The sequence below is a fragment of the Pontibacterium sinense genome (genome assembly GCF_015209595.1).
Taxonomy (GTDB): domain Bacteria; phylum Pseudomonadota; class Gammaproteobacteria; order Pseudomonadales; family Balneatricaceae; genus Pontibacterium; species Pontibacterium sinense.
In genome coordinates, this window is record NZ_JADEYS010000003.1 from 1 (window position 1) to 24756 (window position 24756).

Here is a 24756-nt window from a genome sequence, read left to right on the forward strand (position 1 = left end):
CGCCCGTAGCTCAGCTGGATAGAGTACCTGGCTACGAACCAGGCGGTCAGAGGTTCGAATCCTCTCGGGCGCGCCACTCCTCTTATGAAACACTTCGCACCAACATATTAATATCCCGATTCTTTAGTATCTTGTTCTGACGCTTTATATCCCCGCTTCTGTATTACCTCGTTCTAACGCTTTATAATTCCGCTTCTGTTTTTTACCTCGTTGGGCATTACATCGATGAAGTTCATTGCGAAACTCTTTCCCGAGATTACCATCAAGAGTCGTCCCGTTCGTAAACGGATGATTCAGCGTCTGCAATCCAATCTCCATAACATTCTTAAGCGCTCATGTGCTGATATTAAAGTTCAGGGGCACTGGGACAAAGTCGAAGTTTTCCTGTCAGGCGACGACGCTGAGATGCGTGAGCTGATTGTTGACGTGCTTCAGCGTACGCCGGGTGTGCAGTACTTTATTGAAGTGCAGGAATACCCTCTGGGCGACTTCGACAGCGTATTTCAGCTCACCCGTGAGGCTTATGCTGACCGTATTAAGGGTAAGACCTTCAAGGTGCGTGTGAAGCGCGCGGGCCAGCATGACTTTAAGTCTCCGGAGCTAGAGCGTTATGTCGGTGGCGGCCTGCGTGAGCACACTGAGGCGGCGGGTGTGGATGTTCATAACCCTGAGGTGTGGGTGGATCTGGAGATTAAGGACGACAAGCTCTATATCATTCGTGACACCTTTAAGGGGCTCGGTGGTTACCCGCTGGGCAGCCAGCAGGAGGTGCTGTCTCTGATCTCCGGTGGTTTTGACTCGGTTGTTGCAAGTTATATGACGATGCGTCGTGGCTGTAAGACCCATTTCCTGTTTTTTAATCTGGGTGGTGCGGCACATGAGATCGGTGTTAAGCAGATTGCGTTGTACTTATGGCAGAAATACGGTTCCTCCGGACGCGTAAAATTCATCACTGTGCCGTTTGAAGAGGTCGTTGGTGAGATTTTGCAGAGTGTGCATCACTCCCATATGGGTGTCGTACTAAAGCGTATGATGATGCGTGCGGGTGAGCAGGTTGCTAATCGTATGAAGATTGATGCCCTGGTGACCGGTGAGAGTATTGCGCAAGTATCCAGTCAGACCCTGCCCAACCTGGCGTTGATCGATGCATCCACCCAGAAACTGGTGGTGCGCCCGCTGGTGGTTATGGATAAGCAGGACATTATTGATGTGTCCAAACAGATTGGTACTTACGATTTGGCCAAGTGCATGCCTGAATATTGCGGCGTGATCTCTGACCGCCCGACGACGCATGCCAAAATAGATCGCCTGGAAGAGGAAGAGTCTAATTTCGACGAAGAGGTTTTGGAAAAGGCGCTTCAATCTGCACAAGTGATCTCTATCGACGAGATTGTTGAGGATATTAATAGCCATGCAAAAGTGGAAGCGCTGAGTAAGGTATCTGAGAATCAGGTGATTATTGATATTCGCGCACCTCACGAGCAAGAGAAGAAACCTCTGAATATGCCGGGTTGTGAAATCTTGGCCATCCCGTTTTATAGCTTGGGTGGAAAAGTTGATGGTCTTGAGCCTGAAAAAGAATACTTGCTGTACTGTGAAAAGGGCGTGATGAGCCAGATGCATGCCCAGCAGCTGCAAGATAGTGGGTATCAGAACATCAAGGTGTTCCGCCCTGCTGTTCAGTAATCGCGCGGTCTGGCGCTGAATTGCCTCTTAGACGGCCGGAACAAAGATCAACATTTTTACAGAAACTGTCGACAATACGCTGAAAAGTTGCGCATTTTTGTCTAAAATGGCGGCCGTTTGGTTGCCTGAAATCTGCATTTCAGGTTTAATTGTGATCCATTTGCAACCAGTTTATGCGCTGTCTACGGCGTCTGCCGGGTGATCCTTCGGCGGATTTTGCTGTAAGCAGTGTTGGGTTTCGTTATAGAAAGGAGCATCCATAGATGGAAAATATCGTCTCAGAAGGCATCAATTTGATGATCTTCGGTATGGGCTTCGTTGTCGTCTTTTTGACGCTGCTCGTATTTGCAACTACGGCTATGTCAAAGCTGGTCGCTAAGATTGCTCCCGAGCAACCTCAGCCAAAGCCAGTTAAGGCAAAAGCAGCTCCGGCTGCCGCTGCTGGTAACAATGATGAGCTGATCGCAGTGATGACCGCTGCGGTACACAAATACCGTTCAAACTAATAAGAACGGCTTAATAAAGAATAACCTGCATTAATCGACAGAAGGCCATTACCCATGTCCGACGCAAAGAAACCTCTCGGCATTACTGATGTAGTACTACGTGACGCACACCAGTCTCTGTTTGCTACTCGTATGCGAGTTGAAGACATGCTTCCGATTGCGGAAAAGCTGGATAAGGTAGGCTACTGGTCCCTAGAAAGTTGGGGCGGTGCCACTTTTGACTCTTGCATCCGTTTTATCGGTGAAGACCCGTGGGAGCGCATTCGTCTGCTGAAACAGGCGATGCCAAACACCAAACAGCAAATGTTGCTGCGCGGTCAAAACCTGCTGGGTTACCGTCATTACGCTGATGACGTTGTAAACAAGTTCGTAGAACGTGCTGCAACAAACGGCGTGGACGTATTCCGCATCTTCGACGCAATGAACGATCCGCGTAACCTGGAAACAGCTATTAAAGCTGTGAAAGGCACCGGTAAACACGCTCAGGGCACTATCTCTTATACCAAGAGCTCTGTTCACACCAATGACACTTGGGTCGCGTACGCTAAAACCCTGGAAGACATGGGTGCTGACTCCATCGTAATCAAGGATATGTCAGGTATTCTGACGCCTTACGATGGCTTTGACCTGGTATCCCGCCTGAAAGCGCAGACTGATCTGGAAGTGCAGTTGCACGCGCACGCAACGTCCGGTTTGTCCGATATGACCATTCTGAAAGCTGTTGAAGCGGGCATTGACCGTGTAGATACTGCTATTTCTTCTATGTCTATGACATACGGTCACACGGCTACCGAATCTGTTGTGGCAGCGCTGGCTGGTACCGATCGCGATACCGGTCTGGATCTGCTTCAGTTGGAAGAGATCGCTGCTTACTTCCGTGAGGTGCGTAAGAAATACGCTGGTTTCGAAGGTTCTCTGCGTGGTACAGACTCCCGTATCCTGGTTGCTCAGGTACCGGGCGGCATGTTGACCAACATGGAAAACCAGCTGCGTGAACAGAATGCATCCGATAAGTTCGATGATGTACTGGCTGAGATTCCACGCGTACGTGAAGATCTGGGTATGATTCCACTTGTAACGCCAACGTCTCAGATCGTGGGTACCCAAGCGGTAATCAACGTCCTGATGGGCGAGCGCTACAAAACAATCTCTAAAGAAGTTCAGGGTATTCTGAAAGGCGAATACGGTTCTGCTCCTGCACCTTACAATGCTGAGCTGCAGGCACGTGTACTGGATGGCGGTGAAGCGATCACTTGTCGTCCTGCAGATCTGCTGGAATCAGAACTGGACAAACTGGTAGGTGAACTGAAAGGTCTGGCGTCCGAGAAGGGTATTAGCCTGACTGCTGGTGAGAACGAAATTGATGACGTTCTGACTTACGCTTTGTTCCCGCAGGTTGGTCTGAAATTCCTTGAAAACCGCGGTAATCCTGACGCATTTGAACCTGCACCGACACTAGAGGACGCACAAGCAATGGCTGCACCTAAGAAATCCGGCCCAGAAGTTTACACTATCACTGTTAACGGTCAGAACTATGTAGTACAGGTAGCAGAAGGTGGTGATATCACTGCTGTTGCACCGGCTGCTGCGCCTGCTGCCGCGGCTCCTGCTGCTGCACCAGCGGGCAATGCTGAAGAAGTACCTGCACCGCTGGCAGGTAACATCTGGAAAGTCGAAGTCGCTGCTGGTCAGGCAGTTCAGGAAGGTGACGTTCTGGTCATTCTGGAAGCGATGAAGATGGAAACTGAAGTACGTGCCGCTCGTGCAGGTACCGTAGCTTCTGTTGACGTTAAAGAAGGCGATGCCGTACAGGTTGGCGATAGCCTGCTGACTCTGGCGTAAGGTATTCCTCAATGGAAAAACTAATCGAACTGTTTCTTGCCTCTGGTGCTTATAACATCACTGGCGGTCAGGTCGTAATGATTGCTGTTGGTCTGTTACTTCTGTTTCTGGCCATCAAAAAGAATTTCGAACCGCTGCTTTTGGTGCCGATTGGTTTCGGTGGCATTTTGGCGAACATCCCGGAAGCGGGCTTGGCGTACTCTGCAGTAGAGAATGCCGTGCACTTCGCAGTACCGGAAGTCATGAATGCAATGGCTGCTGCGCTGAATATTGCCAGCACGGATCCTCACGACATTCTGCACGCTTATCACAGCTCCACAGCTGCTGAGCATCAGGGTGCGATCAACGCTGCGCTTGATGGTGGTTATGCCAACGGTATGTTGTATAACTTCTACTCTGTTGCGATTGGTTCCACCGTTGCGCCTCTGCTGATTTTCATGGGCGTAGGTGCGATGACCGACTTCGGTCCGCTGCTGGCGAACCCGCGTACCCTGTTCCTGGGTGCAGCGGCTCAGTTTGGTATCTTTGCAACCGTACTGGGTGCAGTCGGCATGTCCGCTATGGGCATCATGGACTTCAACATCCAGGAAGCGGCAGCTATCGGTATCATCGGTGGTGCTGATGGTCCAACGGCTATCTACGTAACCAGCTTGCTGGCTCCTCACCTGTTGGGTGCAATTGCTGTAGCTGCATACTCTTACATGGCTCTGGTTCCACTGATTCAGCCACCAATCATGCGTGCGCTGACGACTGAAGCTGAGCGTAAGATTCAGATGAGCCAGCTGCGTCACGTATCTAAACTGGAAAAGATCCTGTTCCCGATCGTGTTGCTGATTCTGGTTGCTCTGTTGCTGCCGGATGCTGCGCCACTGCTGGGTATGTTCTGTTTCGGTAACCTGATGCGTGAGTGTGGTGTGGTAGATCGTCTGAGCGATACTGCTCAGAATGCACTGATCAACATCGTAACCATCTTCCTGGGTCTGTCTGTTGGTTCCAAACTGTCTGCTGACAAGTTCCTGGATCTTCAGACTCTGGGTATCATGGCGCTGGGTATCGTTGCATTCTGTATCGGTACAGCGGCAGGTGTCCTGATGGCGAAGCTGATGAACAAGATGATGGGTGGCAATGCCATCAATCCTCTGATTGGCTCTGCAGGTGTATCCGCAGTGCCAATGGCAGCACGTGTATCCAACAAGATTGGTCTGGAGTATAACTCTCAGAACTTCCTGTTGATGCATGCGATGGGCCCGAACGTAGCCGGTGTAATCGGTTCTGCGATTGCAGCCGGTGTGATGATCAAGTTCGTAAGCTGATCATTGCATCTGAAAACAAAAAAGCTGCCTTCGGGCAGCTTTTTTTATGTCTGAATGGGCGCCAAATGATGTTAACAGAGGCGCCTGTTTCTAATCGCAGGGGCTAATGTCCGGCGAGTACTTCCATATGCGCCTGCACACTGAATGCGAGTGAGACAGGATTGTAGCCGCCTTCCAGCATAGAGACGATACGGTTTTCAGAGTATGTGCGAGCACTGTCTGCGAGCATGCTGGTAACCCAGCGGTAGTCTTCTTCATCCAGTTTGATATCTGCCATTGGATCTTCATGATGGGCATCGAAGCCTGCAGAGATGAATATCATGTCGGGTTTGTGTGCCTGAATCGCAGGGAGCCACCGGCTTTCTATGAGTTGTCGGAAGACTGCGCTTCCAGAATGAGCATCCATCGGGCAGTTGACGATATTATCCCGCTTGATTTCGCTGTAGCGTTCTGGATAGAACGGGTGCTGGAAGCTGGAGCAAACCAGCACTTCAGGGCGGTCTTTAAAGATATCCACAGTGCCATTGCCGTGATGTACATCGAAATCAAATATGGCAACGCGATTGATCCCTGGTTGCTGAAGTGCGTGAATAGCAGCAATGGCAATATTGTTGTAGAAACAAAACCCCATAGGGATGTTGTGTTCAGCGTGGTGGCCCGGGGGTCTTACCGCACAGAAGGCATTTTGAGCCTTACCTTCTAATACGCGATTGACTGCAAGTATCCCGGAGCCAGCCGCAAGGCTTGCAGCATGCAGGGAGTCTGGGCAGAGTGCGGTATCTTCATCGGCATAAAAGATTCCTTCCTTCGGAACTTTCATTTCAAGCCGCTTTTGGTGCAGCTCTGCGTGGGCAAGTTGGATCTGCTGAGCGGTTACATGCACAGATTGTTGTTGATCCAGTTCGGCCATCAGACCTGTTTTTTCCAGTACTTTGCGGATAGCAAGCAGGCGTACTGGCGCTTCTGGATGTTCAGGGCCCATATTGTGCAGCCCACAGTCCTCGTGGGAGATAAATGCTGTTGTCATGTCTATTTTGTTTTCAGCCTTTTCTTTCAGTTTAAAGAAATCCTGTTGGCCCTGTCCTTATCCAAACGTCTTATTTTACTCAGTGAATGGCTTTGCTGTGTTTTTTTTGACCTATGTCATTAGATTCCGAGCACTTAATCGTTAGCATAGTTTTCACAGCATAGAACTGTCTTGGCACCGTGCGTTTCACCCTACGTACGGTGCTTTTTTTTTATAAGCTGATACACTTTTCCCTATACTTCCAGTCACTTAGTAAGTCTGGAAGCCTTGCGGTGAGCATAGGTACGGAAAGTGGCAACAGTTGATTATTCGGATAAGCGTGTTTTACTCGTTGAAAGCAGCGGGAATATGCGTGCATCCATTTTTTATATGTTGCGCTCTCTGGGTATCGTTAATGTTCGTGCGACAACTGTCAGTGATCGTGTTTTAGCTGATATTGCTAATCATGACTATGACATCGTTCTTCTTGGCCACAACGTCAGTGACTCCTTTGCGGGTATTCAATTGCTTGAAGAGGCGCGTTTTCGTGGCTACATGAAGCCCAGTGCCAGCTGGGTGTTTATGACCAGCGATGCTTCGCAGGAAGCGATACTGCACGCTATAGATAGCCAGCCTGATATTCTCATTACCAAACCTTTTACCGTTGATAAATTAAAGGGGCGTCTTGACGCACTGATGACTCGCCGTGCGCGATTTCATGACATTGATCGTGCAATAGAGTCTGAAGACTATGAAGCAGCGATACGTCTCTGTCTGACGCGATTTACAACAGATGATCCTGATTACGATGGGGCTCAGCTTGTTGCTTGTATGGTGCTAAGTAAGCTGAAGCGCTACGAGCAACTCGGTAAGTTATCCGAAGAGTTGTATTGGCGTACTCGTGATAAGGAAGCGGGGTTATTTTGGGCGGAGTCTCTGGTGTTTTTGGGGCAGCCTGATGATTCGGTTAATTTATTGCAAGATATCATTGCCGCAAACCCCTTATATATGGGGGCCTATGACATGCTTGCACTGGCCCATGAGCATCAGGGAGAGTTGGATGAAGCGCGTGAAATTGTAAAGCTGGCGACGTCTAAATCTCCGATGGGGATTCCTCGGCAGATGGAATTGGGGCGTTTGGCAACTCAAACGCGCCATCTTGAAGTCGCTGAAGGGGCTTATAGGCGTTCTATTACTTTGGGTCAAAAGAGTTGCTATAAATCGCCAGAGCCCTATTTAAAAATGGCGAATGTGCTTCGCCTTGGTGTTGGCTCGGTTAATGAGCACCAGTTGCTGGATGCAGAGCGGCGATTTGAAGGGTTGTTGCTGCAGGCGGCATCTCAGTTTAAGGACGATAAGTCGCTTAAAGTTAAGGCTGCGTTGCTGAAGTGTGAAATGGCGCGTTCTTTAGAGAGAGAAACTGAGGCGGAGAAGTTTGCCGTGGAGGCAAAGCGAGAAAATGATGCCTTGGAGGAGCCGCTGGATCTAGGTAGAGAGCAAGCCCTCTTGTCTGGGCAGCCTGTTGCTAGGCCTGAGAAGAAAGTTGAGAGTAAAACCGAGAAAGAGGGGGCGGTTAAACGGGATTCAAGTATGAGCCTGAAGGTTAACCGTCAGGGTGTAAAGCACTATTCAAATGGCCGATTATCTCAAGCATTGAGGCACTTTGGTTTAGCGTTGGAATATGATTACGCCAACGGAGACGCACTGTGCAACTTAGCGCAGATGTATCTTGAGCTCGCGCGTGATGACAAGGCTAAGCGTGATGCTCGCCTAATTATGTTTGATCGCAATATGCACTTGGCAGGAAAGTTGAGGCTGTCTGCGGAAGCACTTAAAAAGAAAAAGGTGCTGCAGGCTCTACGAAAGAAGGATATTGATGGTTTGCCGCCGGGGCCTTTGGGAGCGTTGCTTAGGTAGCAGTTGAGCGGAGGTGTCGATCTTGGAATGGCGTCCCAGAGAGGATTCGAACCCCTGGCCTGTCCCTTAGGAGGGGACCGCTCTATCCAGCTGAGCTACTGGGACACAGATTGCTTGATGACGGCGGCGATTCTAACGCTAAAGCGTCCAAGAGTCATCTGCTAGTTGGGGAATATCAGGCTTTACCGATTCTGCTCTGAGCACGATAGTGTCCGGCAGAGCCTTTTTGATTGTAGAGCCGGTCTTTTGCGCTACGGCCACTCATGATGGATAGCAGCTGCTCTATGTTCTTGAGGTTGCGAGAACTGATCAATCCGTTGATTTTGTTGCTTTCCTGTAGTGAACTCAGCTTGTTCTGAAGCTTGCTCCAGGAGTCGTTAAGCACTGTTTGGGCTGTAGGTGGTGCTGTGGCGATCAGGTTGTTTACGCCTTCACTGTCAGGGCTGTAACCGAGGTTCTGAAGCAATGTGACACGATCCTTATTGAGCTCAAGGTATCGGGTCAATAGGGCTTGCTTCTGTTCGGTACTGTCCTGAATCTCTTCCAGCTGGCGACTGCTTAACGCGGTGCGTTCTGCATTGAGAAGGTTTTCCAGCTGTTCTAAAACAGAAATGCCCTGCATAAGCTGGGCATTAAAGTGTTTCAGTTGTTCTGTATTCATGGGATATGAATCAGCTCATTAGGCTTTCGTAGCGCATGATACCTTCAGCAACTCTCTGGCTGTTGACCTGGTAGGTACCGCCTTCAATCTCTGCTTTTAGTTTTTCAACACGTTCACTGTCCACGTCAGGGGAACTATTAAGTGTCTGCTCTGAGCGCAGAAGCGCTTTGGCAGTACTGCTCAGCTTGACGGTATCACCTGCGTTGGACGGTGTAGTGCTGCTTGCACCGCTGTCTTTACCGCTAACGGCAGATCCTGCGGGTTGCGCTACTTTGCCACGAGAGCTGGCCGTCTGTGATGACGTCAAGCTCGAGTAGTCAATTACCATTCGTCCAATCCTCAGTACGTGTTATGCCTTAGCTATCGGCATTCAGATTAAGAACTTGAGAAAAAAAATAAGATTTTTTGCCATTATAGCAGGCTGATTCAACACGGGCCATTACGGTGTACGGACTAAACCGGGAGATATAACAAATGCTTTAATAACCCGGCCCGATTTGTCATTGCGAACGGGGATTTGTTCTCCTTTTTTTCCGCTACGTAATGCCGTGCCAGAGGTGCGAATTGTAAGGCCGCCACGAGTAACTTCAATTATTACCGAGTCTTGTCGGAGAACAATAGTCGCTTCAGAGAGCATATTGTTCTTAATAACTTTTCCAGCGCTTAGATTTCGTTTGGCGGCTTTTCCCGCGATCGCTCCAAACTCTGTGAAGAACTCTCCGCGTAAACGTGTGATGTCGGTTTCTATGCTTGTGACATCCTGTGCCTGAAGGGTCTGTCCTTTGCTAATTGCAGCGTTAGTGACCAAAACAGGTTTAGTTATCTGAACTTTGGCCGTCATATATATTTGCCAGCGCGGTTGAGAGCAGTTTGCGCGCAGGCTTACCCGGCTGCCGCCAGAATTGTTCGGTTTAAACTGGACAGGTTGTTTGCAGCTTACTAGTTTTACTCGGGAGCTGAGCGGATTGAGCTTAATTTGAATATTGGCTTCTGGGTGAATCTGCTGAAAATGGTTTTGAAGGAATGAGTTAGCGTCTTTTTCCAAGGCTTGATTATTCGCGGCTTGTACTACTGAAACTGATAGGAAAAGAGTGGTCAGCAGCAAAAGTCGTGTTAAATTACGTTTAATCAAGGCGTCGTCCGGAGAGGGCAAGCTGTTTAGAAGGTCTTATTAATTTCCACGGGATAGAGAGATCATGTCAGGTATCCTCGATAGTGTAAACCTGAGAACCCAGATGGTTGGTCAGAACCGGATGGAGTTGCTGTTGTTCGGTTTGGAGACAGACCAGCGCTTTGGTATCAATGTTTTCAAGGTGCGAGAAGTGTTGCAGTGCCCCGACTTGACTGAAGTCCCAAGGCAGACTTCAGCCATCAAAGGGATGGCCCACATTCGTGGTGAAACTATTCCTGTATTGGATCTGTCTGAGGCCGTTGGCCGTGATCCTGTACCGAAGGAAGAGCGCGTTAGATGTTTTCTGATTGTCGTTGAGTACAACCGTCGGATACTGGCATTTTTGGTGCGCCGTGTTGATCGTATCTTGAACACACAGTGGGATCAGATTAATGCGCCTCCAGCTGAAATTGGCGTGGAAAACTATCTGACGGCGATTTTGGAATATGAAGGTAAGCTCATCGAGATTATCGACGTGGAGCAGATCCTCGCGGATCTGTATCCAACGTCAACCGAAGTGAGTCATGAAGTCGCAGATGCTGGTGTGCGTAAACAAGCCGAAGAGCATCAGGTGCTGATCGTTGATGATTCCTCGGTGGCTCGAAATCAAATGCGCCGCAGTCTGGAAGGGCTGGGCCTGAAAGTAACCTCGGCCAACAATGGGCGAATTGCCTGGGGTTTGCTGGAAGGTTTGCTGAGCAAAGGGATGGATCCGAATGAAGTCTTTTTGATGGTTATTTCTGATATCGAAATGCCAGAGATGGACGGATATACGCTGACATCAATGATTCGGGAAGATGAGCGTACTCGGGATTTGCATGTTGTATTGCATACCTCATTGTCTGGTGGATTCAACGTTTCCATGGTTAAAAAAGTGGGAGCGAACGGGTTCCTTGCCAAGTTTGATCCGAACGAGCTTGCAGAGGTGGTTGTGAGACGTATCAGACAAGTTGAAGGTGGTAGCTGAGCCTGTGGAAAAGGATAATCTTCTTGCGCCGCTGAGTCGCCGGAATTTCCAGATTAGTAATCAGGAATTTGAGCGCTTCAGTCGTTTTCTGGAAGACAGCTGTGGGATATTGCTGGCTGGACATAAGCAATATCTGGTGCAGAGCAGATTAGGCAAAATTATGCAGGATCAAGGTTGTGAGACCTTGACTCAGCTTGTTGATCGACTCTCCTCGCCCGCCGGAATGGCGCTAAAAGAGGGGGTTATTGATGCGATGACCACCAACGAAACGTTATGGTTTCGTGATGCGCATCCGTTCGAGATACTGAGAGACAAAATTTTGCCTGAGCGGGTCGCTGAAAATTCGGCGGGACGTTTGCGTATCTGGTCTGCAGCCTGTTCCACAGGACAAGAGCCTTATTCGGTGAGCATGATCTTGGATGAGTTTAAACAGCTTCATCCAGGGTTGTTGCGCGGTGGGGCTGAGATTGTCGCGACCGATATTTCCAGTAACGTGCTTTCCCGGGCAAAAGGTGGGGAGTATGAAATGCTGGCTATTGGTCGAGGATTATCCAAGGAGCGTTTGCATCGCTTCTTCTCGGACCGTGGTGACGGCTGCTGGTCTGTTAATCCTGATATCAAATCCAGGGTTCGGTTTAACAGTTTAAACCTGCTGGGTTCATACACTAGTTTGGGACAGTTCGATGTTGTGTTTTGCCGCAACGTTCTGATCTACTTTTCGACAGAACGAAAAATCGAGATCCTCAGAAAAATTCATAAGACCCTGAAACCCGGCGGTTACCTGTTATTAGGAGCCTCGGAATCCCTGTCAGGTCTGAACGACTGTTATAAAATGATCCATTGCCGTCCCGGCATTATCTATCAGGCAATCTGATAGAGCCTCTTGCCGCTTGGCGGCAAGAGGGCGGTAGGTTGTTGCCGCATTCCTCTCGTTTTACCGTATTAAAAATTCTTAATATCCCGTAAATAGGGTCTTTTCTCTAATTGGCATTGTTTTTGCTTTTTCTGTCTTAGATTCATTCCAGAGGCAAGGTTATGGCAATTTCTTTCGATAAAGCACTAGGTATTCATGATGACGCGATGTTGTTGCGTAGTCAGCGTGCTGAAGTGATCGCAAATAATATTGCCAATGCGGATACACCGAACTATCAGGCACGGGACATTGATTTTAAAAGTGTTCTGTCAGGTATTTCGAGTGACCCTAAGCTGCAGGTTGCAAAAACGGATGGCGGTCACGCCTCTGGGTTCCTGAATCCTGATATGGCGGCGGATCTGATGTATCGGATCCCGTCTCAAGCATCGGTGGATGGAAATACTGTAGAAGTACAAGAAGAGATGGCGAGCTACACTGAAAATGCCTTGGCTTTCCAGTCTTCTTTTACGTTTGTAGACAAAAAATTCAAAGGCTTGATGGCCGCCATTAAGGGTGAATAAGCATGTCGCTGAGTAATGTATTTGGTATCGCAGGGTCGGCAATGAATGCTCAGACTGTGCGTCTGAACACCACCGCAAGTAACTTGGCGAATGCTGAGAGTATCAGCTCCAGCGTAGACGAAACCTACCGGGCGCGTAAGCCAGTATTTTCGTTGAAGGCTGCAGATCTGGACGCTCCGTTTGCACAGAGTGATGTAACTCAGGCGCAAGGCGTAGAGGTGCTGGGTATTGTTGAAAGCGATGCGCCATTGCGTCAGGAGTACAACCCGAATCACCCGATGGCTGACGAAGAGGGGTATGTGTATTACCCCAACGTCAATGTCGTGGAAGAGATGGCGGACATGATCTCGGCGTCACGCTCTTTCCAGATAAATGCTGAAATAATGAACACTGCCAAGCAGATGGTACAGCGTACCTTGTCTCTGGGTCAGTAATAGAATTTGAAACCTGAGGGTATAAGCCATGGCTGATATTAATGGCGTAAACCAAAACACCAACGTATTTGAACAAATCAATACGAAGAATACGCAGAACTCATCGGCGGCTGGGAAATCTGAATCGCAGCAAACCAGCGATATGTTTATGCAGCTGATGATTGCTCAGCTTAAGAACCAAAGCCCCACCAGTCCGGCTGATACATCTGATTTTATGCAACAGATTTCCAGTATGAGTACTGTGGAAAACATTGCGAATTTGAATGTATCAGTGGAGAAAATGAGTAGCTCCCTGATGACCAGTCAGGCGGCGTTGCAGGCGTCGTCCATGGTCGGGCAAACCGCATACATTAAGACGGATAAGGGCGTGGTTTCAGGTGAAGAGGGTGTTAAGGGCGTCGTGTCTTTGCCCTCGAGTGCATCTGATGTGCGTATTTCGGTATATGACAAATCCGGAACGTTGGTTGATCGCTTTTCCTTAGGTGCTCAGGCTGCGGGGGATCATGATTTTGTCTGGCAAAAAGAAGGGACTGCTGCCGGTGAATATCGTGTGGTTGCCGAAGTCGAAGATGGTGATACGTTTAAGGTTGCGGAGAGCTTTATTGGTTATCCGGTTAACAGTGTCACGCTGGGGCAGAGCGGTATTGGCATGACAATTAATACTGATGCTGGATCCGTTAGCATGAGTGATGTGCGACAGCTTGGTAAAGCTTAGGAGATAACAATGGCAGGGTTTAATACAGCAATTACCGGTCTGAAATCAGCTCAAACAGATCTGGACGTCACCGGCAACAACATAGCAAATGCAAGCACCGTTGGTTTCAAAGCGTCTCGCACACAATTTGGCGATCTGTACGCGACCGCTGTTGTTGGTGCCGGATCCAGTAATACGCCCGGAGCCGGTGTAACGGTCAGCGGTATCGCGCAGGATTTTAGTAGTGGCACAGTGGAATTCACCAATTCCAACCTTGATTTGGCGATTAATGGCAGTGGTTTCTTTCAGCTAGATGATGGTAAGGGTGGCGTTACTTATACGCGTGCAGGTTCCTTTGAGTTGGATAAAGAGGGTTTTATCGTTTCAAAGAATGGTAAGAACTTGCAGGGATACGGTCTTGACGCGAAAGGTAATCAGCTGCCCTTGCGTGATTTGGCGGTTGATCAAAAAGAAAGCCTACCGCATGCAACTGAAAATATCGGATTGTCTTTCAATATAGATTCTACACTGGACTCTTCTAAGCTTGCGGCCGTGTACGACAAGAACAACGCTAACTCTTTCAGCTATACCTCCACGATAGAAACGTTTGATAGTTTGGGTAATGCGCAGAATATTAAGTTTAACTTTGCCGAACAGCGGCCTGTTCGCGAAGTTTACACGTTTCAGCCGACGCAAGCTGCTGTTGGAGAGGTTCCGGTCGATGACTCCGGTGATCCAAACGCGAAGAATGCGCGACAGATAGACATATCCGGTGTGGGCATCAAATGGGAAGAAGTATTGCCAGCTCTAACACCTAAAGTTTATAAACCCGACGCTGCGTCTATTGATGCATTAGAAGTAAAAGATCCTCGTATTGACGCAGATACCATCAGGTTTTCAGTTGGTGCGGCTGCGCCAGCGACAGCTCCTGTTCTGTTTATGGAGTTTAACTCTGAAGCCAGTGCTACAGGGGATCTGATCATTGCTCAGGAAGGCACGGGTGAGCTAAAAGCGACCAATCTTGCAGACGGAGAGCCTGCAACTCGTAAAGCGAACAAAATACAGTCCTTTGTTATTCATGATGACAGTGGTATCGCGACTCCAGTTAAGTTTACGGCAGCGGGTAAGCTAGCTAATGAAACAACACTGACTTTTGGTGGCGTTAGTATTCCGCTCGATACGAAAATGGGCCCTGATGATGTGGGTGAAGCTATCGCCAATGCGCAGCAGAAAATCATCGAACTGAATCCAAAAATTGAAGCGGTTCAATACAATACGGCTTCTAATACGGTGTACGTCACTTGGACAGCGGAAGCTGGGGAGGTCGACGACCTCATACCGACAGATACAAATTCTCTGCTGACCGGCGCATCCACCTCGCCAGAGCCCGCTTCGCAAAAAGGTGACAACAGCTTTATGAGTGTCTATCGGATGTACAGCTATCTGAATGACTCTCAACAGTTGAACGTCGGTAAGCGCGTTGACCCGGGTGAGTCGGGTTTTGATGCTAAGAAGACCGAGGTGGGTCCGGTTATTATCAAGTTTGATACGACCAACGGGACGCTGAAATCGATTAACGGTGAAACCATTGCATCCGGCGGTGCGGTGCCTAAACTCACCATCTTGGGCGCTGACCCTGCGAATCCAGATGACACCTTGCTGCCTACCGATACCGATAATCTAAAAGGTTTGCAGCTGGATATTACGGGTGCCAGTCAGTTTTCTTCTGCATCTATCGTGAAGAAGCAGACACAGGATGGTTACACCAAAGGTGATTTGATCGGCGTATCGTTTGAAGAAACGGGGCAGATGGTTGCAAGCTTTAGTAACGGTCAGCGTCAGAATCTTGGTTTGGTGGCGATTGCGACATTTGAAAACCAGTCTGGATTGCAGCCTAGCGGTGATACTGAGTGGTTGGCCTCTCTGACGTCTGGGCAGGCGATTCTCAACCCGCCCGGCACGGGGCTGAACGGTACGTTGAGATCTGCAGCGCTTGAACAATCCAATGTGGATCTTTCCGAAGAGTTGGTTAGCTTGATTGAAGCGCAACGTAACTTTCAGGCGAACTCTAAGACCCTGGAAACACTGAATACAGTGACGCAGAATATTTTACAGATCTGACGACAGAGTTTGTTTGACTACGAAATTAAGAGGCCTTTGGCCTCTTTTTTCGTTTTTGGCGCATATATTGCTAATACCTATGAAGCGGCAATCCTGACGATATGGGAATGGGTATGGATAAAGTGCTTTATATAGGTATGAGCGGTGCGCGAGAGAATATGCTCTCGCAACAAGCGCATGCCAACAACTTAGCCAATGCAACAACCACCGGTTTTAAGGCTGATCTGGCGCAAGCCCGCGCTATGCAGGTTTTTGGCGAAGGGCATCCGTCTCGTGTTTATGCCATGAGCGAGCGTCCGGCAACCAATACTGATTCAGGCACACTCATTGAAACCGGTCGTCAGCTGGATGTTGCGATTCAGGGTGAAGGTTGGATTGCTGTTCAGGCCCCTGACGGTACCGAAGGTTATACCCGTGCAGGTGAGCTGCAGATTGATGCCCAGGGGCGGATAGTGACCGGCAGTGGTTTGCCGGTTATCGGCAATGGCGGTGCGCCTATTACCTTGCCACCCATTGAGCAGATCGATATTGCTAACGACGGCAGCATTACTGTACGTGAGCAGGGCACAGCAGCTACAGAGTTGATCCTTGTGGATTCGATCAAGATGGTGAAGCCAGAGCCTGGCACGTTGTTTAAAGGAGTGGATGGCTTGATGCGTACCGATAATCAGCAACCGCTGATACCCGCGTTGGATGTGCAGATTCGTTCTGGTTATCTGGAGTCGAGCAATGTGAACGGTGTCAGCGAGCTGACAGGCATGATTACGCTGGCTCGCCAGTTTGAAATGCATGTCAAAATGATGAAAACCGCTGAAGATAATTCCACCGCAGCGACCAAAATTTTGCAGCTGAGCTGATATAGAAACGGATACCGGAGAATAAAAAATGCATGGTGCTTTATTCGTAGCAAAGACAGGTTTGAGTGCACAAGATACGTCGCTCAAAGTTATCTCAAACAACCTGGCAAACGTTTCTACTGTTGGTTTTAAGAAAGATCGAGCGGTATTCGAAGATCTGTTGTATGAGATCCGGCGCCAGCCGGGGGCTCAGTCTGCAGAGGACTCTCAGTTACCTTCTGGTTTGCAGGTCGGTAGCGGTGTCAAAGTTGTAGGTACTCAGAAGCTGTTTAGCACGGGTACGATGGAGGTCACCGAACAAGCCTTTGACATGGCCATTAATGGCCGGGGTTTTTTCCAGGTGACATTGCCTTCCGGTGAGATCGGGTACACCCGAAATGGGCAGTTTCATCTGAACGCTGACAATCAGCTTGTCACCGCTGAAGGTTATCTGCTTGAGCCGGCTATTACGTTGCCTGCGGAAACGACTAACTTCACGGCAGGTGGTGACGGTGTTTTGTCCGTAACAACAGCGGGCAGTTCTGTATCAACGCAGATCGGTCAGTTACAGGTTGCCGATTTTGTTAACCCGGCGGGTTTGCAAGCTATGGGGCAGAATCTGTTTTTGGAAACGACAGCTAGCGGCGCGCCGGCCCTTAACAATCCAGGGACTGCAGGTAGCGGTATATTGCGTCAGGGAACGCTGGAGACCTCTAACGTGAATGCGGTAGAGGAACTGGTCACGATGATAACGACTCAGCGCGCTTATGAGATGAACTCAAAAGTGATCTCTACGGCAGATGAAATGCTCTCCTTCGTGAGTCAGCAGCTCTAATAATTAGCACGAGCAGGTGAATATGATGAAGACTCAGGTGAAATGGATGGTAGGGCTGGTGGCTCTGATCTCACTGACAGGCTGTGTGCAAAAAGTCGCGAAGCCAAACAACCCTTATTACGCACCGATTACCCCTCAAAATCTGCAATCTGTCCGTCCGGTTACTGGCTCGATCTATAGCGTGTCAACCAATCGGGATATCTACGGAGATGGTCGTGCTACGCGTATTGGGGACATTATCACCGTTCTTCTGACTGAGCGTACCCAGTCTTCAAAAAGCGCCAAAACATCATATGATAAAGAAACCCAGATTAACCTACCTCAGCCGACCATTTTAGGGCGTGGATTGAGCGCTTTCGGCAACCCGATAGGTGTTAGTCAACCCAATGCAAAGTCTGAGTTTGAGGGCGAAGGTCAGTCGGATATGAGCAATAGTCTAAACGGCAATATTACAGTGACCGTTCATGATGTATTGCCCAATGGTAGTTTAGTTGTCAGAGGGGAAAAATGGTTAACCCTCAATCAAGGGGAAGAATATATTCGTGTCAGTGGTTTGGTTAGGCCGCAGGATATTGATCAGGATAATAGTATTGCTTCCACAAAACTGGCGGATGCGCGTATTGAGTATGCGGGTAACGGTGCAATCAATGACACCAATGCATCGGGTTGGTTGACACGTTTCTTTATCGGTCCATTTTGGCCGCTTTGAAGGAGATTGATGATGAAACGTCTGTTATCTGTTCTGGTAATGCTGAGCTTAATCTCTCCGCTTGTGTTTGCCGATCGTCTGAAAGATATGGTGAGTATCGCGGGTGTGCGTTCCAACCAATTAGTGGGGTATGGATTGGTTGTGGGTTTGGACGGTACGGGCGACAAAACCAGTTTCACCTCTCAGACGTTTCGTAACATGTTGAATAACTTTGGCTTGGTGTTGCCTCCAGGCACTGACCCTCAGTCAAAAAATATAGCGGCCGTTGCGATCCATACCGATCTGCCTGCGTTTTCCAAACCCGGTCAGAAAATTGATGTGACCGTGTCGGCACTGGGGAACGCGAAGAGTTTACGTGGTGGCACGTTGCTGATGAGTACGCTCAAAGGCGCAGATGGACAGGTATACGCCGTCGCTCAAGGTAACCTGGTTGTTTCAGGTTTTGGTGTTCAGGGCGCGGACGGTTCGCGTTTGTCATTGAATGTGCCCAGTGTCGGTCGTATTCCGAATGGTGCGACGGTAGAGCGTGCAGTACCCAACGCCTTCAGTCAGGGTGACAGCATGGTGTTGAACCTGAATTATCCTGATTTCACCACCGCGCGTCGGGTTGCTGAGCAGATCAATGGGCTGTTGGGTGACGGTGTTGCCAGTGCGCTGGATGCCACCTCAATTCGGGTGCGTGCCCCAAGAGACCCTGCACAACGTGTTTCTTTTGCATCCGTGCTTGAAAATTTGCAGGTTACCCCCGCTCAGGAAATTGCCAAAGTCATCATTAATTCCCGTACCGGGACTATCGTGATCGGTCAGAATGTACGCGTGTCGCCTGTGGCGATTACTCATGGTGGGCTGACGGTATCCATCACCGAAGAGCAAGATGTTAATCAGCCTAATCCTCTAGGGGGCGGTCAGACGGTTGTGACACCACGTACGGGCATTGAAGTCGACGAAGGTTCAGGCCATATGTTCGAGTTTTCGCCGGGTACGAACCTGCGGGATATTGTTGAAGCTGTGAATCAGGTCGGGGCTGCACCGGGTGATTTGATGGCAATTCTTGAAGCGTTGAAGCAAACCGGCGCGCTCAAAGCTGAATTGATAGTGATCTGATTATGAATATTAAACCGACCGGCGGCAGCGGCAACCACAGTGCGTTATATACCGAACTCAACGAGCTGAACAAAATTAGCCGGTTGGCGAAGGATGATAACGAAGCCGCGTTGAAGCAAGTGGCTCAGCAGTTTGAGCAGGTGTTTATGTCCATGCTCATGAAAAGTATGCGTGAAGCGAATAAAAGCTTTGGCGAAGACAACTTTATGAACAGCAGCCAGAGCCAGTTTTACGAAGAGATGCTGGATAGCCAGATGACGATGGAACTGGCCCAGGGCGGTGGAATGGGCTTGGCGGATGTCATCGTGAAGCAGCTATCTCGTCAGGCAGATCTGCCAATGAGTGGTGAAAGCGCTGACGATGAGAGCAAGGATAAGAACTTCCAGCTATCGAAAGCAGAACGCATGTTAAACCGGGCATTTGATACGACGGGTAATCTGGCGGCGAACACCATGCTGACAAATGCGAGCACGAGTGGTGAGCAGACACCGGAGGTTCCCGATGTGCTGCTATCGAGTCTGACTGCGGCTCCGGCCCAGACAGAAAAGGCGGATTTAATCCGTCAGCCATCATCCGCACAGTCTTATCCACAGCGTTTCGAATCACCAGAACAGTTTGTTGATGCTCTTATGCCATTGGCTAAGTCGGTTGCTGAAGAGATCGGTGTCGACCCCAAAGTCCTGCTGGCACAGGCTGCACTTGAAACAGGATGGGGTAAGCACCTGATTCAGCGAGGTGACGGTGGTAGCAGTCATAACCTCTTTAACATCAAAGCGGACAGCCGCTGGGATGGCGACAGTGTTGTGACCAGTACACTGGAGTTTCGTGATGGTGTCGCGCAGCGTGAGCGGGCGGCATTTCGTGCGTATGACGGTTATGAACAGAGCTTTCGTGACTACATCAGTTTCCTGAAAGACAGTCCGCGCTATCAGATAGCGCTGCAGTCTACCGCTGATCCGTCTGCGTATCTGAATCAGCTGCAACAGGCTGGATATGCGACAGATCCACAATATGCACAAAAGATCTCAAATATTCTGGCAGGTGACGTTTTTGCCTCTGCTCCATCAACTAAGGGAGAGGGGTGAACATCATGATTTCATCTTGCCATCAGCACAGTATCGGGGGAATGCACTATGGGCTTTAGTTTATTAGGACTGGGCGTACAGGCGACGCAGGCTAATAAGACGGCCCTGAGTGTCGTTGGCCATAACATCTCCAACGTTAATACACCGGGTTATAGCCGTCAGGTGGCAAACTTTACGACGCAGACCGATCAGCGTGGGGTGACGGTTGACAGTATCTCTCGTATTGCTGATGACTTTCTGACCCGGCAATTGTGGGCAGATACCGCGTCGTTTAACCGTTCCGATGTCTATGCGGATATGGCGGGGGAGCTGGATAATTTGCTGGCATCCGGCAATACCAGCATCTCCACCGCAATGGATAACTATTTCAAAGCCCTGCAAAACGCGGTGGATGACCCGACATCGTTGCCTAACCGAGAGTTGTTTGTTGCTGAATCAGAAGCGCTGGAAAGACGCTTCAATGACTTGAATACGGTGGTGATGCGCCAAAACGACGCGATTAACAGCAACCTTGATACGCTATCGAATCAGGTGTCAGTTCTCGCGTCTGATATTGCTAACCTTAACGGCAAGATTAGCTACGAGATTTCGTCCGGGCGTGATGCCAACGAGTTGCGCGACCAGCGAGATAATCTTGTTGAAGACATGTCAAAACTGATCGACGTCAGCGTTTTGGAGCAGGGGCGTGATGAATATTCGGTGTTTATCTCCAATGGTGAACCGCTGGTAATTGGTAATAAATCCAATGAACTGGTCTCTATTACCGGTGATCCGGATCCCACCAAAAAGCAGCTGGCTGTTAAGGTTGCTAATAATACGGTGGAGATTACTGATCGTATTGGTGGTGGTAAATTAGGTGGCTTGCTGGAGTACCGTAAGGAAGTTCTGGACCCTGCGATCAATGAGCTCGGCCGTATCGCCATCGCGTTTTCAGAAACCATGAATACTCAGCATAAGGCCGGTATGGATCTGGATGGGAATCTGGGAGGCCTGATCTTTAATGATGTTAACAGCGCTTCCTTAATGTCCAGCCGTCTGGCTGCCAACAGCAACAATGCATCCAAGCTTTCATCGGGGTACGTGAAAATCGTTGATGTTGCTCAGCTGCAGGCCAGCGACTACGAAATTACGTTTAATTCCAGTTCAACGCTTGAGATTGAGCGTATTAGCGACGGTCAACGCATTACGCTCGATAACCTGACGAAGGTGAATACACCAGAAGAGCTTGAGGGCAAGTCAGACGCTTACTATGCCGATTTTAGCCAAGGTGAGTTACAGATCGTCGTAGACGGCATCGAAATCAATATGGATGCGCAGAGCCGTTTTCAGGCACGCGATCGCTTTTTGATTCAACCGGTACGCACCGGTGCGGCTGATTTCGATACTGTGGTCAGCGATGGGCGTCAGTTGGCGTTGGCATCCCCTATAAGAATCAGTACATCTGCCGATAACACAGGGACAGGTGTTGCTGAGGTGAAGGTTACTGATCCCGCCGCAGCAACGTTTCAGTCTCAGGCAGAAACGATGAAGCCGCCAGTTGAGATTGTGTTTAACAATGCCACGCCATCGACGTATACGGTGTATGACATCACTGACCCTAATGCTCCAGTGCCGCATAAGCTGACCGGGCAGGGACCGTTGGTGGATCAGGTGTATACGCCGGGTCAGGCCATTGCGCTGGATGGTTACGAAATTACCATCACAAACCAGCCTAAGGCTGGGGATAAGTTTACTTTCGACTACAACAAAGGCGGTGTGTCGGATAACCGTAATGCACTTATGCTGTCAAATTTGCAGTTAAAAGATGTGCTCGAAGGTGGGTCTTATCAAGATATCTACGGTAGCTTGATTGAACGTGTGGGGAGTAAAACCAGTGTTGCGGCTATTAATCGTACCGCGTCAGAGGCTGTACTCAACTCTACGCAAGACAGCAAAGCATCGCTGGTGGGTGTGAACCTGGATGAAGAGGCCGCGAAACTGATTCAGTTTCAACAGGCCTATCAGGCATCGGCTCAGTTGATCAGTACGTCGCAGACGCTGTTCGACACGCTTCTGAATAGTGTTAACTAAGGGGAATTCAAAATGCGTATCTCTACCCGTCAGACCTTTTTGAACTCTGTATCTAACATGCAGAACTCCCAGTCGAAACTGGCTGATCTGCAAAATCAGATTGCTACGGGCAAAAAGCTTAATAAACCGTCTGATGACCCGGTTGCTGCGGCACAAGTTGTGAAACTGAACCGAGAGCTTGCACAGACGGAAAAATTTCAAGACAACATCGATGTGACACAACGTCGTCTTGAGCTTGAAGAGACGGTGCTAGAAAGCCTGAACAACACCACAACACGTATTCGTGAGCTAACGCTGCAGGCCGGTAATGGCATTGTCAGTGATGCGGATCGAAAGGCGATCGCCACAGAAATCAGGGGCTTGGTGGAATACAGTGCAGGCCTCATGAACACCCAGGATTCACAAGGTGAGTATCTGTTTTCGGGCAGTCAGGGTTTTGATAAGCCTTACGTACTCAATGGTGACGGCAGTTACAGCTACGTGGGTGATGACGGCAAGCGAATGATTCAGGTGGCACCAGAGCTGTTTGTGCCCTCTAACGATGCAGGCGAATACCTTTTCGAAGCCGCTACAGAAGCCGTAAGCGTTAAGTTTTTACCCGCCAATCCTTCCTTTATCACTGATATGGAAGTGGTTGATGAGGATGTCTTTGCCGCTTTTGCAAAAGGTAAGGGGGATTTGCAGTTTGAGGTGCAGCTGGATACGAGCCAATCAGTGCCAACGTATCAATATCAGTTTCGAGACAGTAATGGCGCAGTTGTGAATGGTCCTACTGCACTACCTGATATCGCGGCAGGTGAGACAGTAACAGTTCAGGGTTTGCAGTTTAAACTCACAGAACCCCCCGTTTCTGATTGGGTAGTGGATCAGCAGTTTAAGGGTGTAAAAGAACTCACCGTTGCTGACGCCAAAACGGCGACCGCGCTGGATACCGACATTGGTGATATCACGCTCACATTTGATCCCGCGAACAATGAATTTGATCTGACCAATAGTCTGGGCAACCCGGTCACCATTGATGGCAAAGTTCAAACTGATATCAAATATACGCCTGAATCTGACCTGTTGGTGGGAGGCTACCGCCTTAAGTTAGGTACGCCGGTGGTCGGAGACAGTGTCACCTTAGGTTTGCCGTTGCAGCAGCTTTCACCGGTTTCAAAAATCGAAGTGACTGATAAAACTCAATACGCTGCCGCAACTGCAGATATGACGGCGGTATTGCCTGCTGTGGCAGGCCTGGGTGAAATCAGCATCCGGTTTAATATGCCTGCCAGCACTTACGACCTTTTGGATGGCAGTGGTGCGGCCTTTATGACTGGCGTTGCATTGCCCGCAACACCAACAACAATCGCTTTGGAACGGCCTGATGCGCCCAATCCAAATATCCCTTTGGGGATCTCGTTAACGGTAAATAAAGCGCCGACAGATCAGGATATTGTGAAGCTTGAGGTGCCTGCGCACACTGAAACGGCGTTTCGTCCTGAAGAAAAACGGCAGAATATCCTTAACGTGGCCACACAGCTTGCGACTGTTCTTGAGACTCCGGTAGAAAATGACGAACAGCGTGCCGCGCTGAAAACGGCAGTAAGTGACACGCTCAGTAAGTTGGATCAAGTCAGGGAGCGCAATCTTGAAGCCCGAACAACCATTGGCTCACGCATTAACGCATTAGACAACACCAAAACGTCCAATGAAGATTTTAAGCTTTTCTCTAAGACGGCGCTGTCCAGCCTTGAAGATGTTGATTTCGCAGAAGCGATCAGTGAGCTGAAACTGGAAGAGGCTATTTTGCAGGCGGCTCAGGCAAGCTTTGTGAAAATACAGGAATTAAGTCTGTTTAGCTTTATTCGCTAATGACTGCCTGTACTTACCGTACAGAGTAAAACGTAAGGCAGACGAGCTCTGCCTTTTGATGTGGGACGTGGGGAAAATCGAGAAAGGGCCGGTGAACGGCCTGTTCTGTCTAGTTGTAGTCGGATCCTGGAACTTGGAAAGGCTCAGTCGCAGCAAATGATAGTCAGGTGCTGATTGCTTTTTTATTTATCAGCGGCCGTTGAAACCGTAAGCTTTTTGCATCGCTTTACCGCGTGATACTTTGCCATGTTCTGAGGTGAGCGAATCTCTGCGCTGACGCACCAATAGTTCACATTTCTTTTCCAGTGCTCTGCTTTCCTGCAGCAGCTGCGAGATTAATTCGCTATCCATTTTTTTGAGCTGTGCCGTTGGCTGTTTTTCAATCTGGCGTATCAGCGCAGCTCTAACCGTTTGTGTTTCTTCCAATAAATCCCACGCACCTTCCTCAGCCTGAGACAGCAATTTTTGTGATTGTTCGAAAAGTTCTTGTGCCAGATCAATCATTTATCCA

Annotated in this window: 23 protein-coding genes and 1 tRNA gene; 18 read left to right on the forward strand and 6 right to left on the reverse strand. The window is 49.3% G+C overall.

What is annotated here, in order from left to right:
* Positions 1-225: 225 nt before the first annotated feature.
* From thiI to IOQ59_RS03650, 4 genes are all read left to right on the forward strand, one after another.
* Positions 226-1686, forward strand: a complete 1461-nt coding sequence (gene thiI / locus IOQ59_RS03635; protein WP_193951907.1) for a tRNA uracil 4-sulfurtransferase ThiI — start codon at positions 226-228, stop codon at positions 1684-1686.
* A gap of 263 nt (positions 1687-1949) precedes the next feature.
* Positions 1950-2192: an OadG family protein gene (locus tag IOQ59_RS03640; RefSeq protein WP_193951908.1), complete on the forward strand. Its 243-nt coding sequence runs from the start codon at positions 1950-1952 to the stop codon at positions 2190-2192.
* 54 nt (positions 2193-2246) lie between these two features.
* Positions 2247-4034: a sodium-extruding oxaloacetate decarboxylase subunit alpha gene (gene oadA, locus IOQ59_RS03645; protein WP_193951909.1), complete on the forward strand. Its 1788-nt coding sequence runs from the start codon at positions 2247-2249 to the stop codon at positions 4032-4034.
* A gap of 11 nt (positions 4035-4045) precedes the next feature.
* On the forward strand, positions 4046-5347 hold the full coding sequence (locus IOQ59_RS03650; protein ID WP_193951910.1) for a sodium ion-translocating decarboxylase subunit beta: 1302 nt from the start codon (positions 4046-4048) through the stop codon (positions 5345-5347).
* 103 nt (positions 5348-5450) lie between these two features.
* Here the strand turns inward: IOQ59_RS03650 and IOQ59_RS03655 are convergent, their stop codons facing one another.
* Positions 5451-6374 (reverse strand): histone deacetylase family protein, encoded by a 924-nt coding sequence (locus IOQ59_RS03655; protein WP_193951911.1) that lies wholly within the window; start codon positions 6372-6374, stop codon positions 5451-5453.
* 291 nt (positions 6375-6665) lie between these two features.
* On the opposite strand from IOQ59_RS03655, the gene IOQ59_RS03660 reads away from it, so the two are divergent.
* Complete coding sequence (locus IOQ59_RS03660; protein ID WP_371871822.1) at positions 6666-8270, forward strand: tetratricopeptide repeat protein; 1605 nt, start codon at positions 6666-6668, stop codon at positions 8268-8270.
* 28 nt (positions 8271-8298) lie between these two features.
* Here IOQ59_RS03660 and IOQ59_RS03665 read toward each other — a convergent pair.
* The 4 genes from IOQ59_RS03665 to flgA all read right to left on the reverse strand — a co-directional run bounded on the left by IOQ59_RS03665 (position 8299) and on the right by flgA (position 10063).
* A tRNA-Arg gene (locus IOQ59_RS03665) sits at positions 8299-8375 on the reverse strand.
* Positions 8376-8445: 70 nt separating this feature from the next.
* On the reverse strand, positions 8446-8931 hold the full coding sequence (locus IOQ59_RS03670) for a flagella synthesis protein FlgN (RefSeq protein WP_193951912.1): 486 nt from the start codon (positions 8929-8931) through the stop codon (positions 8446-8448).
* 10 nt (positions 8932-8941) lie between these two features.
* Positions 8942-9259, reverse strand: a complete 318-nt coding sequence (gene flgM / locus IOQ59_RS03675) for a flagellar biosynthesis anti-sigma factor FlgM (RefSeq protein ID WP_193951913.1) — start codon at positions 9257-9259, stop codon at positions 8942-8944.
* Positions 9260-9370: 111 nt separating this feature from the next.
* On the reverse strand, positions 9371-10063 hold the full coding sequence (gene flgA, locus IOQ59_RS03680; RefSeq protein WP_193951914.1) for a flagellar basal body P-ring formation chaperone FlgA: 693 nt from the start codon (positions 10061-10063) through the stop codon (positions 9371-9373).
* Between the two features lie 64 nt (positions 10064-10127).
* Here flgA and IOQ59_RS03685 point away from each other — a divergent pair, with 64 nt between their 5' ends.
* The 13 genes from IOQ59_RS03685 (at position 10128) to flgL (ending at position 24245) form a co-directional block, all read left to right on the forward strand.
* The gene (locus IOQ59_RS03685) at positions 10128-11069 is read left to right on the forward strand and encodes a chemotaxis protein CheV (RefSeq protein ID WP_193951915.1); all 942 of its coding nucleotides are present in this window, start codon (positions 10128-10130) and stop codon (positions 11067-11069) included.
* Positions 11070-11073: 4 nt separating this feature from the next.
* Positions 11074-11943: a CheR family methyltransferase gene (locus tag IOQ59_RS03690; RefSeq protein WP_371871823.1), complete on the forward strand. Its 870-nt coding sequence runs from the start codon at positions 11074-11076 to the stop codon at positions 11941-11943.
* A gap of 161 nt (positions 11944-12104) precedes the next feature.
* Positions 12105-12503 (forward strand): flagellar basal body rod protein FlgB, encoded by a 399-nt coding sequence (gene flgB / locus IOQ59_RS03695; RefSeq protein ID WP_193951916.1) that lies wholly within the window; start codon positions 12105-12107, stop codon positions 12501-12503.
* A 2-nt stretch (positions 12504-12505) separates the two neighbouring features.
* Complete coding sequence (gene flgC, locus IOQ59_RS03700; protein WP_193951917.1) at positions 12506-12937, forward strand: flagellar basal body rod protein FlgC; 432 nt, start codon at positions 12506-12508, stop codon at positions 12935-12937.
* Between the two features lie 28 nt (positions 12938-12965).
* A complete protein-coding gene (locus IOQ59_RS03705) occupies positions 12966-13652 on the forward strand; it encodes a flagellar hook capping FlgD N-terminal domain-containing protein (RefSeq protein WP_193951918.1) in 687 nt (228 codons plus the stop codon).
* A 9-nt stretch (positions 13653-13661) separates the two neighbouring features.
* Positions 13662-15752 (forward strand): flagellar hook-basal body complex protein, encoded by a 2091-nt coding sequence (locus IOQ59_RS03710; RefSeq protein ID WP_193951919.1) that lies wholly within the window; start codon positions 13662-13664, stop codon positions 15750-15752.
* Between the two features lie 113 nt (positions 15753-15865).
* Entirely contained in the window at positions 15866-16609 is a 744-nt protein-coding gene (gene flgF, locus IOQ59_RS03715; protein ID WP_193951920.1) for a flagellar basal-body rod protein FlgF, read from the forward strand.
* A gap of 28 nt (positions 16610-16637) precedes the next feature.
* Positions 16638-17423: a flagellar basal-body rod protein FlgG gene (gene flgG, locus IOQ59_RS03720; RefSeq protein ID WP_193951921.1), complete on the forward strand. Its 786-nt coding sequence runs from the start codon at positions 16638-16640 to the stop codon at positions 17421-17423.
* A 22-nt stretch (positions 17424-17445) separates the two neighbouring features.
* The gene (gene flgH / locus IOQ59_RS03725; protein WP_307726989.1) at positions 17446-18132 is read left to right on the forward strand and encodes a flagellar basal body L-ring protein FlgH; all 687 of its coding nucleotides are present in this window, start codon (positions 17446-17448) and stop codon (positions 18130-18132) included.
* A 12-nt stretch (positions 18133-18144) separates the two neighbouring features.
* Positions 18145-19236, forward strand: coding sequence for a flagellar basal body P-ring protein FlgI (locus IOQ59_RS03730; RefSeq protein WP_193951923.1), 1092 nt, complete (start codon positions 18145-18147; stop codon positions 19234-19236).
* 2 nt (positions 19237-19238) lie between these two features.
* Positions 19239-20321, forward strand: a complete 1083-nt coding sequence (flgJ, locus tag IOQ59_RS03735; protein WP_228050673.1) for a flagellar assembly peptidoglycan hydrolase FlgJ — start codon at positions 19239-19241, stop codon at positions 20319-20321.
* Positions 20322-20369: 48 nt separating this feature from the next.
* A complete protein-coding gene (gene flgK, locus IOQ59_RS03740; RefSeq protein ID WP_193951924.1) occupies positions 20370-22391 on the forward strand; it encodes a flagellar hook-associated protein FlgK in 2022 nt (673 codons plus the stop codon).
* A 12-nt stretch (positions 22392-22403) separates the two neighbouring features.
* Positions 22404-24245, forward strand: coding sequence for a flagellar hook-associated protein FlgL (flgL, locus tag IOQ59_RS03745; RefSeq protein ID WP_193951925.1), 1842 nt, complete (start codon positions 22404-22406; stop codon positions 24243-24245).
* A 189-nt stretch (positions 24246-24434) separates the two neighbouring features.
* Here the strand turns inward: flgL and fliT are convergent, their stop codons facing one another.
* Positions 24435-24749: a flagellar protein FliT gene (fliT, locus tag IOQ59_RS03750; protein ID WP_193951926.1), complete on the reverse strand. Its 315-nt coding sequence runs from the start codon at positions 24747-24749 to the stop codon at positions 24435-24437.
* Positions 24750-24756 lie beyond the last annotated feature (7 nt).

Coding starts and splice junctions, on each gene's coding strand:
- thiI (WP_193951907.1), top strand. CDS start 226: ATGAAGTTCATTGCGAAACTCTTTCCCGAGATTACCATCAAGAGTCGT.
- flgF (WP_193951920.1), top strand. CDS start 15,866: ATGGATAAAGTGCTTTATATAGGTATGAGCGGTGCGCGAGAGAATATG.
- oadA (WP_193951909.1), top strand. CDS start 2,247: ATGTCCGACGCAAAGAAACCTCTCGGCATTACTGATGTAGTACTACGT.
- IOQ59_RS03730 (WP_193951923.1), top strand. CDS start 18,145: ATGAAACGTCTGTTATCTGTTCTGGTAATGCTGAGCTTAATCTCTCCG.
- flgM (WP_193951913.1), bottom strand. CDS start 9,259: ATGGTAATTGACTACTCGAGCTTGACGTCATCACAGACGGCCAGCTCT.
- flgC (WP_193951917.1), top strand. CDS start 12,506: ATGTCGCTGAGTAATGTATTTGGTATCGCAGGGTCGGCAATGAATGCT.
- flgJ (WP_228050673.1), top strand. CDS start 19,239: ATGAATATTAAACCGACCGGCGGCAGCGGCAACCACAGTGCGTTATAT.
- flgL (WP_193951925.1), top strand. CDS start 22,404: ATGCGTATCTCTACCCGTCAGACCTTTTTGAACTCTGTATCTAACATG.
- IOQ59_RS03655 (WP_193951911.1), bottom strand. CDS start 6,374: ATGACAACAGCATTTATCTCCCACGAGGACTGTGGGCTGCACAATATG.
- fliT (WP_193951926.1), bottom strand. CDS start 24,749: ATGATTGATCTGGCACAAGAACTTTTCGAACAATCACAAAAATTGCTG.
- IOQ59_RS03705 (WP_193951918.1), top strand. CDS start 12,966: ATGGCTGATATTAATGGCGTAAACCAAAACACCAACGTATTTGAACAA.
- flgG (WP_193951921.1), top strand. CDS start 16,638: ATGCATGGTGCTTTATTCGTAGCAAAGACAGGTTTGAGTGCACAAGAT.
- flgB (WP_193951916.1), top strand. CDS start 12,105: ATGGCAATTTCTTTCGATAAAGCACTAGGTATTCATGATGACGCGATG.
- IOQ59_RS03650 (WP_193951910.1), top strand. CDS start 4,046: ATGGAAAAACTAATCGAACTGTTTCTTGCCTCTGGTGCTTATAACATC.
- flgK (WP_193951924.1), top strand. CDS start 20,370: ATGGGCTTTAGTTTATTAGGACTGGGCGTACAGGCGACGCAGGCTAAT.
- IOQ59_RS03710 (WP_193951919.1), top strand. CDS start 13,662: ATGGCAGGGTTTAATACAGCAATTACCGGTCTGAAATCAGCTCAAACA.
- IOQ59_RS03670 (WP_193951912.1), bottom strand. CDS start 8,931: ATGAATACAGAACAACTGAAACACTTTAATGCCCAGCTTATGCAGGGC.
- flgH (WP_307726989.1), top strand. CDS start 17,446: ATGATGAAGACTCAGGTGAAATGGATGGTAGGGCTGGTGGCTCTGATC.
- IOQ59_RS03685 (WP_193951915.1), top strand. CDS start 10,128: ATGTCAGGTATCCTCGATAGTGTAAACCTGAGAACCCAGATGGTTGGT.
- IOQ59_RS03640 (WP_193951908.1), top strand. CDS start 1,950: ATGGAAAATATCGTCTCAGAAGGCATCAATTTGATGATCTTCGGTATG.